This window comes from Chryseobacterium pennae (genome assembly GCF_003385515.1).
Lineage (GTDB): Bacteria > Bacteroidota > Bacteroidia > Flavobacteriales > Weeksellaceae > Chryseobacterium > Chryseobacterium pennae.
Genome location: NZ_QNVT01000021.1, coordinates 96,171 through 112,827 on the forward strand (window position 1 = coordinate 96,171; position 16,657 = coordinate 112,827).

Annotated in this window: 7 protein-coding genes; all 7 read right to left on the reverse strand. The window is 36.9% G+C overall.

Annotated elements, in window-relative coordinates; genetic code table 11:
• Positions 1-3: 3 nt before the first annotated feature.
• Complete coding sequence (locus DRF65_RS19445; RefSeq protein ID WP_165852272.1) at positions 4-6,198, reverse strand: SDR family NAD(P)-dependent oxidoreductase; 6,195 nt, start codon at positions 6,196-6,198, stop codon at positions 4-6.
• A gap of 30 nt (positions 6,199-6,228) precedes the next feature.
• A complete protein-coding gene (locus tag DRF65_RS19450) occupies positions 6,229-7,518 on the reverse strand; it encodes a flavin-containing monooxygenase (RefSeq protein WP_115972406.1) in 1,290 nt (429 codons plus the stop codon).
• 3 nt (positions 7,519-7,521) lie between these two features.
• Positions 7,522-11,301: a Pnap_2097 family protein gene (locus tag DRF65_RS19455; protein ID WP_115972407.1), complete on the reverse strand. Its 3,780-nt coding sequence runs from the start codon at positions 11,299-11,301 to the stop codon at positions 7,522-7,524.
• A 908-nt stretch (positions 11,302-12,209) separates the two neighbouring features.
• Entirely contained in the window at positions 12,210-12,539 is a 330-nt protein-coding gene (locus DRF65_RS19460) for a DUF4280 domain-containing protein (protein ID WP_115972408.1), read from the reverse strand.
• 6 nt (positions 12,540-12,545) lie between these two features.
• Positions 12,546-13,148: a hypothetical protein gene (locus DRF65_RS19465; RefSeq protein ID WP_123947394.1), complete on the reverse strand. Its 603-nt coding sequence runs from the start codon at positions 13,146-13,148 to the stop codon at positions 12,546-12,548.
• Position 13,149: 1 nt separating this feature from the next.
• Positions 13,150-14,199 carry a hypothetical protein gene (locus DRF65_RS19470; RefSeq protein WP_115972410.1) on the reverse strand — a complete coding sequence of 350 codons (1,050 nt, stop codon included), beginning with the start codon at positions 14,197-14,199 and terminating at the stop codon, positions 13,150-13,152.
• 9 nt (positions 14,200-14,208) lie between these two features.
• Positions 14,209-16,197, reverse strand: a complete 1,989-nt coding sequence (locus DRF65_RS29185) for a type VI secretion system Vgr family protein (protein ID WP_394337822.1) — start codon at positions 16,195-16,197, stop codon at positions 14,209-14,211.
• Positions 16,198-16,657: the final 460 nt, after the last annotated feature.

Below are 16,657 nucleotides of genomic sequence, written 5' to 3' on the forward strand. Positions count from 1 at the left end.
CTCTTATTTCACCTGATGCAACAAGGGATGCAGCTTTCCGGAATGTTTTGTTTTCATAGTTTCTTTAACAACAATTACGGGCTTCAATCCAATTGATTTAACCGGGATCCAGTGTCTGTTTTTGGCAAACGGATAATTGGGCAATTGCAACTTAACAGGTTGTTTGTTCTTGTATTGTTTCGTCCAATCCACAATGTAGCCCTCAACCCAAGCAGTTGCCAGTTCCGTCAATTCCTGAAGCTCTCCTATTTTTTTTCCTTTTGATTTGCTTACCAGTCCTTCAAATACTTTCTCAGCCTTATTTTCATAAAGATTTTCTCTCAGTTCCTCTACGTCAGAGACAACTGTTGCCCAACGGTATTTGAGTTCCTCTCTCCCAATGTGGAGTGTATAGGCCATATTTTTCAGATCAGTGTGCTTATTTTCCTGAATAAAATTCAGGTAATTACTCTTCAATTGTTGAAGTGCAGACTTCGTATTGGCAGATAAACAAATCACAACCGGTTCATTTCCTGAAGAATAATCCGATGTTTTTTTAGGATATTCCTGTACAATTACATGGGCATTTGAGCCTCCGAATCCAAAGCTGCTCACTCCTGCAATTCTCGGTTTATCGGATTTCCAGTGTTGTGTTTCTTTTACCAATTCAAACGGACTTCCTTCCAGCTCCAGATATTCATTTGGAGAAGTAAGATGAGGATTGCCCGGCAATGTTTGATGCTGCATACTAAGAATCACTTTAAGTACACCAGCAATTCCTGCAGCGGATTCAAGGTGACCGATATTTGTTTTTACGCTTCCGAGCTTACAAAATAATTTATTCTTTATCGGTAAATTTTGAACGGCAGCAATTTCTTTAAAAGCTGCTTTTAATGCTTCCGTTTCAATCGGATCTCCAAGAGGAGTTCCGGTACCATGAGTTTCAATATAGGTTACATCCGTCAAAGAAACTCCACTTTTCAAATAGGCATTTACCAATAAATCTTTCTGTGCTTTGGGGTTCGGAGATGTTAATGTATTGGCTTTTCCGCCATGATTTTCATTACTCCCTTTAATAATTCCGAAAATGGTATCTCCATCTTCTTCTGCCTGTTTCAATGATTTCAGCAAAATAAATCCGACTCCTTCCGAACGTACATAGCCATTTGCTTTTTTGTCGAATGTTTTACATCTTCCATCTTCACTAAGCATTCCAGCCTGTGTAAATGACAATGTTAAGTCAGGAGCCAGTAAAGCATTAACTCCTCCGGCAACAGCCATAGAACAGTTTCCGGATCTGATGTTTTCAACCGCCCGGTGAATTGCAACCAACGAACTGGAACAAGCTGTATCAATAGCCTCACTAGGACCATGCAGATCAAACAGGTAGGAAATTCGATTGGCCAAAACAGCATGAGAATATCCCGTGGAAAAATGGGCTTCACTTACTACATCTGCATGTTCTTTTAGCAGAACGGAATAATCTGTGGATGAAACCCCAACGAAAACTCCGGTATCTGTTCCTTTTAAATCTTCCGGACGAATGGCAGCATTCTCAAATAAATGGTAGACCAATTCTAATGTAATACGTTGTTGCGGATCCATCAACTCTGCTTCATGCGGAGAAATATTAAAAAACAAGGCGTCAAATTTGTCAATGTCGGTAATGAATCCGCCATGAATTGCCTTAGTTTTATTTTTTTCTTTAAACGGGTCGCCGAAATAATTCTTCCAACTCCATCTGTCTGCAGGAATTTCCGAAATTGCATCATGTTTATTGACCAGGTTTTTCCAGAAGATATCCAGATTTTCTGCTCCTGGCAGTCGCCCGGCAATACCAACAATTGCAACTTCTTCCCGTTCAATTCTTTGTGAATGTATTTTTACTGTTTCTTCATTTTCTATTTCTTCCGGAATATCGAAAACTGATTCGTTTTCTTCGAAAGATGATGTATTTTCCTTTACCACATGATCGGTATGTTCTTCCAGCAGGAATGAACCTAGCTCATGAAGTGTAGGATAGTTATAGAAAATGGTAGGCATCAGATGAAGATCATAGGCTTCGTTCAGCGCATTGGAAAATTGGGTCAGTGAAATCGAGTCAAAACCAAATTCACCGAATTCGAGTTCCGTATCCATTTCTGCAGCATCCAACTTCAATATATCAGCGGCCAGCTTTAGCAGATTATTTCGAAACACTTCTTCCTGCATTGTTTTATCAATAACCGGTTTCAGCACTGGTTTCTTAGAAGTGATTACAGGTTGATTATAAAATTTATTTTCGAGAATATCCTGATCACCGTATACCAATCCCGCCACAGAACAGCTGCTTTTCAAAATAGCATCCAGGGCTTCCATTCCCAAATTGGTTGGAAGAGGTTCCATTCCCCAATGTCGCTTTAAGTACTGTTCTGAGGACTCGTCGATCTGCATGCCACCAGAACGCCACAACGGCCAGTTTATACTCAGAGTCTGTCCGTATCTTTCTCCGCGTTCAACTAAAATATTACGGTAATGTGTGTAATCATCCAGATAGGCATTCGCGGATGCATAATCTGACTGACCAATATTGCCCAATACGGCAGATACAGAAGAAAAATTAACAAAAAAGTCCAGGGACTCATCTTTGGTTGCCTCGTCCAGATTTATAATCCCTGAAATCTTAGGATCAAACACTGCTTTGATTTCTTCGTGGGTTTTCTGAACCAATAAACTGTCTCTGAGAACACCGGCAGCGTGAATGATTCCGGTCAGATATCCATATTCCTCTTTGATTTGGCTTATGAGTCTTTCAACAGAAACGGTATCGTTTACATCGGTTTGAATGTATCTCCAGGAAGGTTGATCTGACAGTAACTCCTGCTGCTTTGCATTGGCTGTTCTCCGTCCTGATAAAATAATTGTAGCTGTTGGATAATTCCTGCTGATGTGCTTGGCCAACTGAATACCTAAACCACCAAATCCGCCTGTAATAAGGTATACCCCTTCCGGGCGAAAGGAAATGCTTCGGTTATCCGTAAGATTCACAGACCTCAGCGTACACACTGATCGGATTCCTCCTTGGTAGCGGATCTCTTTGGAAGCAGTATTGAATTCATTTTTTAGGATCTGCACCCATTTTTCAGGAGCATTAAAATCTTCCAGTCCAAGAATTCTTCCTGTAAACCAGGAACATTCCTGCTCTGCTGATTTGATTAATCCGCGTAAAAATCCAAAACAATGATAGTGAGAAGTTAATCCCGCAACAGTAAGATTCAATGGTGATTTGCTGGTGATACTTTTAAGAATCTCTTTCTTTACTCTTTCAAACAGATCAACAGAAGAAGATGAAGAAAGATGAAGTACTTTACAGTCCAGAGATTCCGATACTGAAGCGATAAGCTCTTGCGAAGCATCGATCAGAACAATTGTATCGGCTGGGGATAAAGTAACATCTGCATCCAGCACAAGATTTCCCTGTTTCCAGGTACTTTGGTAGTAACTCACTGAAGCTGTTTCCGATGTGGCATCAAGATTTTTGTGGATAATTACCGGCAACTTTTCTGTAGTTTCATCCGGTTTTCTATCATTTATTTCTATCCAAAAACGCTTTTCTTTGAACTGATAAGGTGGCAATTCTATTTTTTTAACATGGGAAGAATTTAATAATTCCCAGTCTATCTGCACTCCTTTTGTCCATAAACCAGCCAATGAATTCAATTCTGAAAAACGGACTGCTGCATCAATATATGCTTTTCCAGCTTCTCCGGTAAGCAACAATTCTATCTTATCTTTTCGTGTATTTCCTTCAAAATATTTTTTCGGAGAAGAGACGTTATCCAGGTAAGCTGTCAACTGCTGTAATAAATCTTCAATTGAATCTGTAACAAAGGCTAAACGATACTGGAATTCATCTCGTCCTACCTGTAAAGTATAAGCCAGATTGTGAAGAGAAATATCGGTTCTTATATTCTCCTCTACAACCTGCAGTTTATAAAACGTTTGTAATTCTTTTCCCCATTTGCTTTCGATATGAGTTATTAAATGAGCAACGGATGTGGTATTTATGATTTCATGCTGGAGTTGATCAATGTTCCAGTGATCTGAAAAATAGACAGCAAAAGTAACGAGGTCAAATTGCTGAATATTCAGTTCTTCAAAACTCATGTCGGGTCTGATCTCTGTCTGCAAAATGCTCAGGTGATCTGAAAACCATCGAAGTAATTCCTTCTTCAATATATAAGATAATGCAGGTTTTCTTTGATGAGAATCTCCCAATAAAAATGCCCGTAAAGCAATAATATACTTTTTTAAACTATCTTCAGACTTGGCTGAAACGGGAACTATCAGTTTCTTTTTCTCTTTCTGAACAGGCTGCTTATTTTTATCCTGATAGGCAGTAACAAGAATATGTGCATTGGAACCACCGGCACCAAAAGAGCTTATTCCAGCTGTTAATGGATACTTTTGTCCATTTAATTGAACTTCTTCCCAATTATCACCACTCTGAGCAATAATAAACGGTGTATTTTTCAGATCAATCAACGGATTAATATCTTCCGAATGCAATGATTTGGGAATATAGCGATGCTTCATACTGTATAGCACCTTTGCAAGCCCTGCAAGTCCTGCAGCCGTTTCAGCATGACCGATATTGGTTTTTACAGAACCTATTTTACAGTATCCATTGGGTGGACTGCTGATTCCTTGTTCTGAAAACAAATCAGAAAAAGCCATTTTCATTCCGTTGATTTCAATCGGGTCTCCCAATGCTGTCCCAGTTCCATGCGCTTCAATATAGCTGATGGTTCTCGGATCTATGGAGGATTTTCGGATCGTTTCTTTGATCAGTTCTGCCTGTGCAAGCGGATTCGGTGCAGTTAACGAAGCAGAGGCACCGCCATGATTTTCCGAAGAGCCCACAATTACACCGAGAATCGGGTCATTGTCTCTCTCAGCAGCACTTAACTTCTTCAAAATAACGGCTCCTACTCCGTCTCCGCGAACATATCCGTTTGCCTCTTTTGAAAAAGTTTTACAACGTCCATCCTCACAGATCATTCCTGTTTTGGCATATTGAATATGCATCGTAGGATCCATCATGATATTTGCAGCTCCTGCAATCGCCATTTCACAACCTTCGTTCTGAATAGCAAGTGCAGCTCTATGAATAGCTACCAGAGAACTGGAGCAAGCTGTGTCAATAACGTGACATGGTCCATTCAAGTTCAACTGGAATGCGATTCTGCTTGGGCAGAAGACATGCGATGCAGCCGTCAAGGTCATGGCATCCAGCGGTAACTTCTGTAGCTTGAGCTGATAATCCATGAGATTGATTCCCAAAAACACAGCTATTTTCTTTGAAGAGAGCGAGGCTGTGCTGTAGCCTGAGCGGTAAATAGCTTTCCAGACGCTCTGCAAAAAGAGCCTGTGTTGAGGGTCCATGAGTTCTGCCTCTTTCGGTGAAATGGTAAAAAATTCAGGATCGAACTGATCAATTTCAGGAACAAATCCACCCCATCTGACATTCGTTTTATTCTCTTTCTGTGGGTTCCCAAAGTGATTTTCCCAATTCCATCGGTCAGCAGGAATACTTTCGATACAATTATCTTCATTTCTAAGATGTTCCCATAATTCCTCTGCGGAACGACTTTTTGCAAACATTCCATCTATTCCGATGATGGCAATCGGTTCATAGCCTGAAGGTTTTATTTTTTCTTCTATTGCTAGGGTTTTCGTATGGCCAGTCTGTTTACTTAAAAACACACTTCTGTATTTTTCCAGCAATGCTTTTTCTTCAGCATGTGTTTCTGCTTTCATAACAGAATCAGCCCCGGAGACCTCTCTTTCTGTTATTTCTACAGTCGATTTTCCTTCCTGGAACAATTCCGGATTTTTTTGATAAATAATTTCCGCCAATCGCTTTAAATTTCTGGCTTCAAAAAAAATGGTAGCATGCAGTTCAACAGAAAATTTGCTGCTAAGACGTTTGATAAATTCTGTAATGAGCAACGAATCCATACCATATTGAGAAACACCACTGTTTACATCAATTTTATCAAGTGGAAGCTTTATTAATGCCGACAATTGTTCGGTAAGTTCCTGTTCAATAAAAGTAAGATGCATTTCTGATGATAATGCAGTAGCCTGGTGTGCAGCAACAGTGTCAGGAGTTTTTACTTTTTCAACAAGTGATTTGCGGGCAAGTTCTATTAATTCATTCTCTAGGTAGGCTTTCATTTTACTCTGAATAGGATCCATAAAAGTGAATTAGGAGTTAGTTAACATATCGGTGTAATAATTGACTTCTTTGAGATATTTCCAGAGATCAACTTCCCATTGATGTCTGTATGAATCGAGGAAATTCCGTTGTCCCATATCCGGAATATTTTCATTTTTTGCTTCTTTGAATTGCTGAAGGCCTTTTTTTCCGGATCGGATGGCATGGATATACTCCACGCAAAAATTAGCACTCGACTCAATAAAACTTCCAAAACCTGTGGCTGAATTAATGAATCCGATAAACAGCAGATTATCCATACTTTTTGGAACCATATGAAGGAAAAAGTCGGGAACTCCATTTTTCATATCAACTACCCCTTTTTCAAGAAATGAAAAGTCACGGTCATAGCCTGTGGCACAGATAATCAGGTCAATTTCGGTTTCTGTTCCGTCTTCGAATTGAACTATTTTCCCTTCCAGTTTACTGATATCCGGTTTTGGTTCAATGGATCCATGGCCGATATAATACAGAATCTGTGAATTCAGAATCGGATGTGCCTCTTGAATCGGGTAATCAGGTTTTGGTAATCCAAAGTCTGTTCCGTCGAACCCGGCAAGTTTAAACACCTGCTCTATGTAAGCCATTCCTTCTTCTTTCGATTCAAATTTATTTCCAAGTGAAAGCATCCAGTCTGAAGTAGGCATTCCATTGATAAATTTCGGCTGATAATAATATCCTCTTCTGGTACTATGAAATACCGCTGTGGAATGATGAACACAATCTACCGCAATATCACAACCTGAATTTCCGCCACCCATTACCAGAACTCGTTTACCTGCTATCTGATGAGATCCTTTATAATCCAGGGAATGAAGGACTTCTCCTGTATAATCAGAAAAATTCAATTTGGGAAATCTCCCGATACGCTGCAAACCATTGCATACAATTACAAAGTCATAATACTCGGAATGTCCATTTTCAGTATTTATCCTCCAACCATCTTGCTCTTTACGAACAGATTTTACTGCTGTATTGAATCGGGCATGCTTATAAACCCCTGAAGATCTTGCTACTTCTCTCCAATAATTGAGTACTAATTCGTGTTTGGGATAATGCGGATAACTCTCCGGCATTGGAAAATCCATCAACTGAGTAATTTTCTTTGATGAAATAAGATGAGCAGATTCATAAACCCGGCCACAAAGCTCATCTGCATTCCATACTCCGCCGAAATCGGCTCCAGCTTCGTATAAATCATATTCAATTCCGGATGTGGAAAGCTTACGCGCGATGGAAATACCGCTAGGCCCTCCGCCAATAATACAGATTTTACTCATAGTTTAATTTTGATACAAAAATTCCGTTATCATTTCTCCTTCTCTTACTCCTTTGAATGCAAATTGCATGATACCCTGAGAGTTGAATAACAGAAAGTCATAACTGTTTTTGGTTTTCTTGATTTTAAATGGCATTAGTGGATTTAAATCTCCTTTTAGATTGATTTCTTCTGAAAAATAGGGAAGTAAATCTTTTGGTTCTGCTGAATAATTGACTGTCTTTGAGTTGACAGAAGCCAGTATTTTACGAATAGTCCAGAGTCCCTGAAATACGTTGAAAAGAGTTCCTGTTCTTACTTCTATTATTCCATCAAAACTATTTTTTCCTGCATGAATTTCAAGAATTCTGCAAGGGTTGTGAACGGTCTGTAATTTACGGTTCAGCAGCTGTGAATCCAGTTGATTCAATTGTTTTTCTTCCCGGGAATTGACCTCATTATACTCATATTCCCTATTACATTCATGCATTTCACCAAAAAACAAAGGTTTTCCGGATTTGCTGAATTCAAAATATTCTGCTTCATCTTTTCTGATGATTCTCAATGGAACCTGGTCTCCAGATTTTAAATCCATATTCTCTTCTGTCCAGAATACATTTTTCAGAATATATTGTTTACCAGAATGATTGTCCTTAAATATGCCGCGAATTAATTCAGGAAATAATAACCCAAAGTCTTTGTTTATCCACCCCGCTAAATCCGGAATTAAACAATTGATCAGTTCATCAGTTAAACAGGATCTATCGTGGTTACAAATCTCATGGGATTTATAATTTTTTACTTTATCTTTTTTTGAACCAGGAATCCAATATCTTTCTTTTGCAAACGGATAAACCGGTAAATCAGTTAACCATTTAATATTTGAAGAAATATACTGTTTCCAATCAACTGTTCCTCCGGCTACCCAATATGCTGCAATTTGGTCCCAGTCAGCATTTTCCGGAAGGACTTTTGCAGTATCTGGATTTGCTTTCCCGTGAACCAATCTATTATTGGGTTTGTGATGCTCAAAATCTTCAAGTGCAGACATTAATTCTTCCTTTTCAGAAGAGACAACAGCAATTCGTTGCCCTAATTCAGCCCTTCCCATCTGCAATGTTGCAGACAGTGCCTGCAAGTCTGTATTCTCATTTTGAAGGATGTATTTTTTCAGCTTTCCGGCAAGTTTCCGTAAAGCTTCAGCAGTAACTGCGGAAAGCACAAACAATAATGGACAGGACGTATCTCTTACTTTCTGAATTCTTTCTTGTTCGATATGAGATCCAATTATTACATGAGCATTGGTTCCTCCAACACCGAAGTTGCTTACCCCGGCAAAAAGTGTATTATTTTTATTTTCAGGAACCCATTTCTGAAGATTCTGCTGTATGTAGAAAGGACCTGAGTGCAGATCTATTTTAGGATTTAACTGTTTATAGTTGATGGTAGGAGGAATTTGCCGATGCTTCATTGCCAGTAAAACCTTCAGAACACCTACTAAACCGGAGGCTGCCTCCAGATGGCCAATGTTGCTTTTTACAGAACCAAGTCCACAGCTATTAGGTCTTATTTCACCATTCATTTTATTGGCAACATCATTCAGTCCGTTGATTTCAATTGGATCACCCAATGATGTTCCTGTTCCGTGAGCTTCCAGATAAGACAAATCACTCATCGTTAAATTTGCATTTTTCAATGCAGCAATAACCAATTCAGATTGCTGTTTAGGATTGGGAACGGTTATTCCGCTTACTCTTCCTCCGTGATTAACAGCTGATCCTTTGATCGTTCCAAGAATTTCATCGTTATCTGCCACTGCTTCACTCAGTGGTTTCAATAAGAACAAGACAGCTCCTTCAGCCCGTACATAACCATTTGCATTTTGATCAAACGTACTGCATTTTCCATCTTCACTTAACATTTTTGAAGTATAATATGAGATGGTTTTTGCACTGTTACACATCAAATGAACTCCACCAACTATGGCTTGTGTACATATTCCTGCCTGTAATGCCAAAATCGCATCATGCAGGGCAACCAATGATGACGAACAAGCCGTATCAACTGTTTTACTAGGCCCCTTAAGGTCAAAGAAATAGGAAATACGATTGGAAAGAAGTGCAGATGCGCTTCCGGTTACACTGATTCCAGATGTAGAGTTGTATGAAAGCTGTTCATAATCACTTCCGCTTGCACCAATAAATACTCCGATATCTTTTCCTCTGTACCTGTCCGGATGATATGCTGCACGCTCAAAAAGCTCCCAGGATAGCTGAAGAAGCAAACGTTGTTGTGGATCCATTAATTCAGCTTCTAAGGGAGAAATAGAGAAAAAGGAAGGATCAAATTCATCCAGTCCGGTAATAAAACCTCCTTTATCTATTCCTTTATGTAAGATTTCCGGATTTATTTCTTTCGGCCATTCCCATCTTCCCTCCGGTAAACTTCCAATGACTGATTCTCCGGATTTCAAGATTTCCCAAAAAGCTTCTGCTGTATTCGCTCCGGGCAATTTGAAACTGGTTGCTACAATAGCAATTTCGTCCTTCGTTTTTTCCTTTTCAATTTCGAATGCTTTAACTGTGTTTCCCGATCTGTTCAAAACTATATCAGCAATTTCTTCACAGTTCTGTGCTCCATAAAACTTACTAGGATTTGTATTCAAATTCAAGTCAATATTCAGTTGCTCAGAAAGTTCCATAAACAAAATGGATTCGATTCCAAGGAGAGATAAATCAGTTTTGGATGAAATGGTTACTCCTCCAAGCATTTCGGATAAAATTCCTCCAATCTTTTGAATCAATTCTGTTCTTTCTATAGAGGTTCTGTTTTCTGTAAAATCTTCAATCTTTTCAGGCTGCTGTACAAACGGTCTTGTCTGTTCATCTGAATGTTTCTCTATTTCCGCTGTCCATTCTTTTTTAAATTCACGAACGACAAACTGTTTGGAAATCAGTGCCCGATCTGCTTTTCGGTATATTGAAGAAGAGATTTGAATTTTATTTTTTTCCAGGAATTCATAATGATTCAGTTCATAAACCAGCTCATCTTTTGGGTTTGCATTTCCGAAATAAAAAATATCGCGGGACAAACAAACATTGGATTGGGTCCAATCACTATCCTCAATATCCAGTTCGTTAAAGACCTTACGTTCACAACGGTCGTTGATCATTGGATAGGAAGCAAAATATAACAGTCCAACACCATTAATATCAGAGAATGGATCTATCTGATAAGTATATTGAGCAATACAATGAGAAGTAACTTTAAAACTGTTCCCGGCAAATGTATGCCACCACTCTGATTTATCTGTATCCGACAAATTGCTTTTCATCTGCAGAAATCCTTTGGCAAATTCAGGTAATTTTTTATGAGTTCTTGTTTTTTCGTCTGCCTGCTTTACGGGAGCTGACTTTTGCAATTCTGTATTGTCTGTAGTTCTTGCAGAAAATACAGTCATTAATGAAGCCCTTATTTTATGATCTGCTCCTGTTAATTCCTGTTCTGAAAAGAACATTTTATTACCGAATCTGGAAATTTCGCTGGTAATTCGGATCGGATCATTTTCTTTAAATGCAGATAGATCTTTATCTGATTCCCATTTTATTCTGACAAAACTGGCATAGAGACGTTCACCGGAATGATCTACAAGTTTGTCTGTAGAAATTCCCAGGCTACCAGAAATCAAATTCCAGTGATGATCACCAAATTCTTTTAAGAACCAATTTTCGGAGAGACCGGTTAGGGATAAATGAGGCATCCCTAAAGTATAATCTTTACCTTGTGTAAAAAAAGTTTCTGTCATAATTTACAATATTTAGCAAATTTCTGCTCTATCAGCTGTTTCTTTGCTACCATGTATTGCCTTTTTTATAGGGTATACAGATTAAAAAAAAATAATATTTTTCAGATAGAAATCTTGGTTTAATTCCAAAAATCTCATTGAAATTCTACTTTCAATTATTGTATAATTATTTAACTCCATCCTATGTTTAAAATTTAAAAATGCTCAACTTTTACTAGTTAATCTCTCAACAAAAATGATATCATGTTTACTTCTATCCTATCCCTCTTTGGAATAAAGATTATAGTAAGGTGATTTTGCTAAGTAGTGAATACTACCAATAAGTTAATTATTAAGTTCCTGGTTTTTAGATTGCCAATATAACACCATTAAAATTCACGCACAAATGAAATAGAGATTTTATAGAAAAACATTCATAACATCACAATAAATCAAATAATTATAACATAAATTAATAGCATTAAAAGGAAAATAATAATTAATTTCGTTTAAATAAAGAAGAGAATATATCACCAATTAAAGAAGAAACAAGGGTATATAATTGATATCCTAAGAAAAATGAGGTAACGGTTTGGGCTATGAACTGAAAGCCTAAACTTATGAGTTTTTTTCAATAACGGGTAACTAAACAGAGTGTTTCATAGTAGAGATTATGAAGCAGCAACTTTGGAATAAATATATTGTTTGTGCCAGACTAATTTAGGGAAGTAAAGGATAAATTATGTTTTGTTTTGACACTATCCAATCATTTACCTGACAGAAAATATTTTGTTCTGCCCTGGTGATGGTAAAAATGAATGTTCATCAAAATAAAAAAAGTCATTATTTCACATTATAACAAAATGATTATAAACTAGTTATTTAAACAAATAATAGATTGTATTTTAGTATTAAAATCAGTCTATATTTCACTCTTCAACAAAGTTCTGGGCTGACTTTACAACAGATATTTTACCACCAACAGAACACTGACAAGTAGAATTGTCCAACAGCTCTTTTTTACCCTCAATTTCAAAATCAGAGGTATTATCCCATTTAACAGGTGAAGGAGTGCAGGAAGACCTTAAAACACTGCATACACCAAAGGGTTTAATGTTACTGTTAGGTTGCTTGTCTTCCTCTGTAGCCTCTAGCTTCCCTTCAATCTTCATAAAAGATTGACTTGTTACTGTGAGTGAAGTTTGTGAAGCTCCTTTATCACATTTTAGCTGGGTGGTATCTGTTATATATTGAGACATAGTATATCATTTATAATCCTCCATAAATTGTTGTTCTTTATTCCAAAGTTTTTTACTTTTCAACAAACTAACAATGTATTTCTTTAAATTTTCTGAAACCATCCCTCTAAAAAAGCAAGGGTCAATTTCTTGCCCATCTTCATCAATATGGGTTTTGCATCCTGCTTTTTTAATAACTAGGTTTTTTGTTTGAGAAGAAATTGTAACAATTTGAACCACTTTATTATTCTTATACAAGTCTAATTGGATGTCATATTCTCCTGGTAATGCATGCCCGTAATTTGGCTTTTTAATTAGATTTAAAACTTTTCTTGTTTCTAAGTTACTTAATTTACAACTATCAATTTTTTTAGGAATGTTTTGGCTTTTCACTATTGAATCTTCCTGACTAATTGCTTTTTGTTTTTTTATTTCTTCATCACTAAGTATACGTGGGAAATCTATTGTATTTCTTGGTTTCAACTCATGTATTTCATCCATTGATGGGTAATATACTGTAATAAGTCTTATACTATCTACATCACTATCAATAAACTTTGTGCTTTTAAACTGTTGAGAAAAAGCATTATAACAAGTGAATAAAATTATAAATATTAAGTATTTTTTCATCTTAACCAAATTTAAGCATTTCTTGAACAGTACTCTGGTCATAGATACCATAGTTGTGTTCACCAATTGTAATTTTCAAATATTTTTCAAAAAAATTTATATTGCCTCTAGTGTCATCTGAAATTCTAAATAAATCAGGACTGCTAAACAAAGCATAAGTGGAAGGTAATGCTGACAAAACTTTAATATTACAGTTGTTTGAAAGCCAAGCAGGATATGAATCCCAATAATTTCTTGCAAACTGTTTTTTTACTTGCAACATTGTCATTTGAAAAAGTCCATTTTTAGGAGCTGTTCTACAGTCTGTGTAGATATATTCTGAAACTGAATGCTGAGTTCCATCTCCATTTTGAAAAAGAGTATCTTTTATAGTGAAAATAGTAGAATCAGAGGTTTTTCCATCTCTTAAATATTTACTACTCTTCATTATTTGCTTTATCAAATTATTAGTAAAACGATTCATATTACATCCCCAAATTTTTACGAGACCAGTTGGTGTAAAAGCTTTTTGAAATTTTGCATAATCAAAAGTTTTATTTTTCACATCATTTACTCTCATGTCTAAATCAATGGCATCAGTTTCTCTTGAGTTACCTAAAATAGGACCTAGTGCATAAGAATGTGAAAAAACATTTACTTCTTGCAATGTATTAGGGTCATCAGTTCCAATTTTCTCAACAATCTCATAAATACTCTTTTTGGTAACGTATTTTGATTTGCCTAACGAATCAAATCCATGTCCTTTACTTGCTGGATAGTTTGCTTTAGAAATTTTATCATAGTTTTCAACAGATATTGATTTTCCATTATCTATAGTTTCAATCGTCCCCTTCATGTCAATAATGATAAATGTCAAATCTTCTTTACTCTTATTATTTGCAATAATTTTTGCTTTATAATCATTGCAGTATTTAATAAAAGAGTTTCCAGTATGATAATCTATCCCTGCAACTAAAATATATTTTTTTGCACCTTTTATATCTAAAGTAACATTCCAATCAAGGATGCTCTTTCCATCAAATTCTGATAGTACTAAATTCAATTCATCCATTATGCTTTATTATTTATTATTCGTTTTGGGTATTTCTATTGCTTCTCTCAACATTACAAATCCTTCTTTATCAACAGTTCCTGATAAAATAAGTTCTTTCTGCCCATCCCTAATTTCTTTACCATTTTTATCAATTACCTTTAGGCTAACAGTTTCTCCTTCTTCATAGTTTCTTGTATATGCCAAAACACTAACTTTATTTCCTCGATGGGATTGTTGTATATTATTTTCAACTTCATCATCCATCCATTGAATGTTTACTAATTGCTTTTCCTTGTTGTATTCAAACTTCCCATTCTCAGGAAGTTTATTCATTTGAGGTGCTTTGTACTCAATCTTATCTTTAGCTGTCAGTAATGAGTTAGCACCATACACATGCATTCTGTATTTTGCCCCAAACTCTGTTTGTCCATCGGTATAGCCTATAAATTTCTCTTTACCATAGAGGTCTAAGTGGGCTTTTGCTGATATTTCAGTATTGGTTCCAGCATTGATGATAGTTTTCTTCCCACTGTCTTGGCTAATCTCCTGCTTAGCAATAATCTTAATGTTCTGCCCAACATTGGTATCCATGTTCTTGCCTGCCTTGGTTTCAATATTCTCTTCAATATCAAACTTTAGGTTCTTGGATTTTATGGTGATGGTTTCAGGGGCTGTAATGTTTATGCTGCTTCCCTCTGTATCAAATCTCAATTCATTACCACTTTTATCAGTCAATAAAATACTTTCATCCTCTGTAAATATCAATCTATGTCCACTTCTGGTTTGTAGGGATTTTACACGGTTATCCATACCACCTCCCAATCCTACACCTCCGTGAAACATACCACCCATTGCAAAGGGAAAATCTGGATTATGGTATTCAAAGTTAACCATTACCTGGTCTCCAATTTCTGGAACAGCTACAAAGCCTCTGTTCTGGCTTACTGCATCTGTACCCCCTGCATCAGGACTCATCATTCTGATAAAATGAGTGGTATCATTTAACTGCCAATCAAACTGCACCTGTATTCTTCCTTGATTTAAAGGGTCGATATTGGAAACTACAGTGGCTACCTGTGGCTCTGCTTTCGGCATTACAAAATCTGGTTTAGGCATGAAGCCTGTTCCTTCAGCTATGGCTTCAAAACTTCCCGTATAATATCCTCTGGCATCAACTTCGTGGCTTACCTCTGTTATCATCAAAGTTGTAAAGTGAGAGGTCTCGTTACTGTCCTGTTTTCTCATGTCTATATCTGCTATACAACCTACAAACAGGAAAGGAATAGTTGTGTTCCCAGATACAGTAAAAACTTCTACAGCTTTACTTCCTCTTGCACTTCTTTGGGAATCATCCACATCCAAAAACATATTGGCATTAATAGGGGTGGGAGTCAGTGAACGGGTTTTAAAAATATTTTTATTCAGTTCATAGGCTTTGGATGATAGGTCTCCTAAATGCTTTATAGTATTGTCAGAACCATTCATTTTAGCATGACTGCTGCTGTTATACCCAAAGTATTCGGGTTTTGTATGAACTGCTTTTAACTCTACCTGAAGATCATTAACATTGCTTCCATAAATGAGTTGGATGGGCTTTTCATGAGCGGGGAGCTTGCCAAAGTGTAGTACATACCCATCATAGTAAAATTGCTCTCCATAGGCTTCTGCTAATCTTGTCAGGTAATTGTAATGAGTTTCACAATACTGGGCACTATAGTTAATGTAGCTTTTATTCTGGGTGTCTATTCTGAAATCAAATTGAGTTGTTCCCAATGTCTCTTTAATGATGTTGTCAGCAATGACAGAAGTGTTTACGGTCTGACTGCCTCCAAAACTTTGAGTATGGGGTGCAGAATCCATTAGTATAGTTGGACTGTAGCCTTTGAGTACAATATTTCCTAGGCTCATTTTTTCCTGACTGAATGCCACTTTTGTAACCACACCGACAAATGTTCTTTCGGGGCTTTCATTTTCAGCATCTTTATATTTAAAAGTAACGGTCAGACGTTTCCCCAGAAACTGCTGTGCCTGTTCTAAATTATGGCTCTGTACTTCATCAAGAGAGTCATGTGCTAAAGTAAGCTCAAAGTAGTGGTGGCTTCTGGCGCTCTGCCGTAAAGAAAGTGTTTAAAGTGACTGATAAGTTTTCCATTAACCACAACATCAAGCTTGACCACACGGTTAATACCTGCTATATGGTTCTCAGAAATCCTCTCAGAATTTGAGACGTTTTTTTTCATTATACATTTGTGTGTTTTTGATATTATATCACTAAAGGTAGAGAAAATATCATGACAGATATAAAGTTTTCTGTTAAATTTTTAAAAGTGTAGTAGAGCTGCGATTGTTAAGATGCTATGAAAATTTTGGTTTTATCGGATCAGTGCTAAAAGTTGTGGAGGAACAAATAAGAGATTAACTTTGAGGATGCATATTCCCGACGAGCTATTAAAATTATTGTTACCTGATTTTTTGG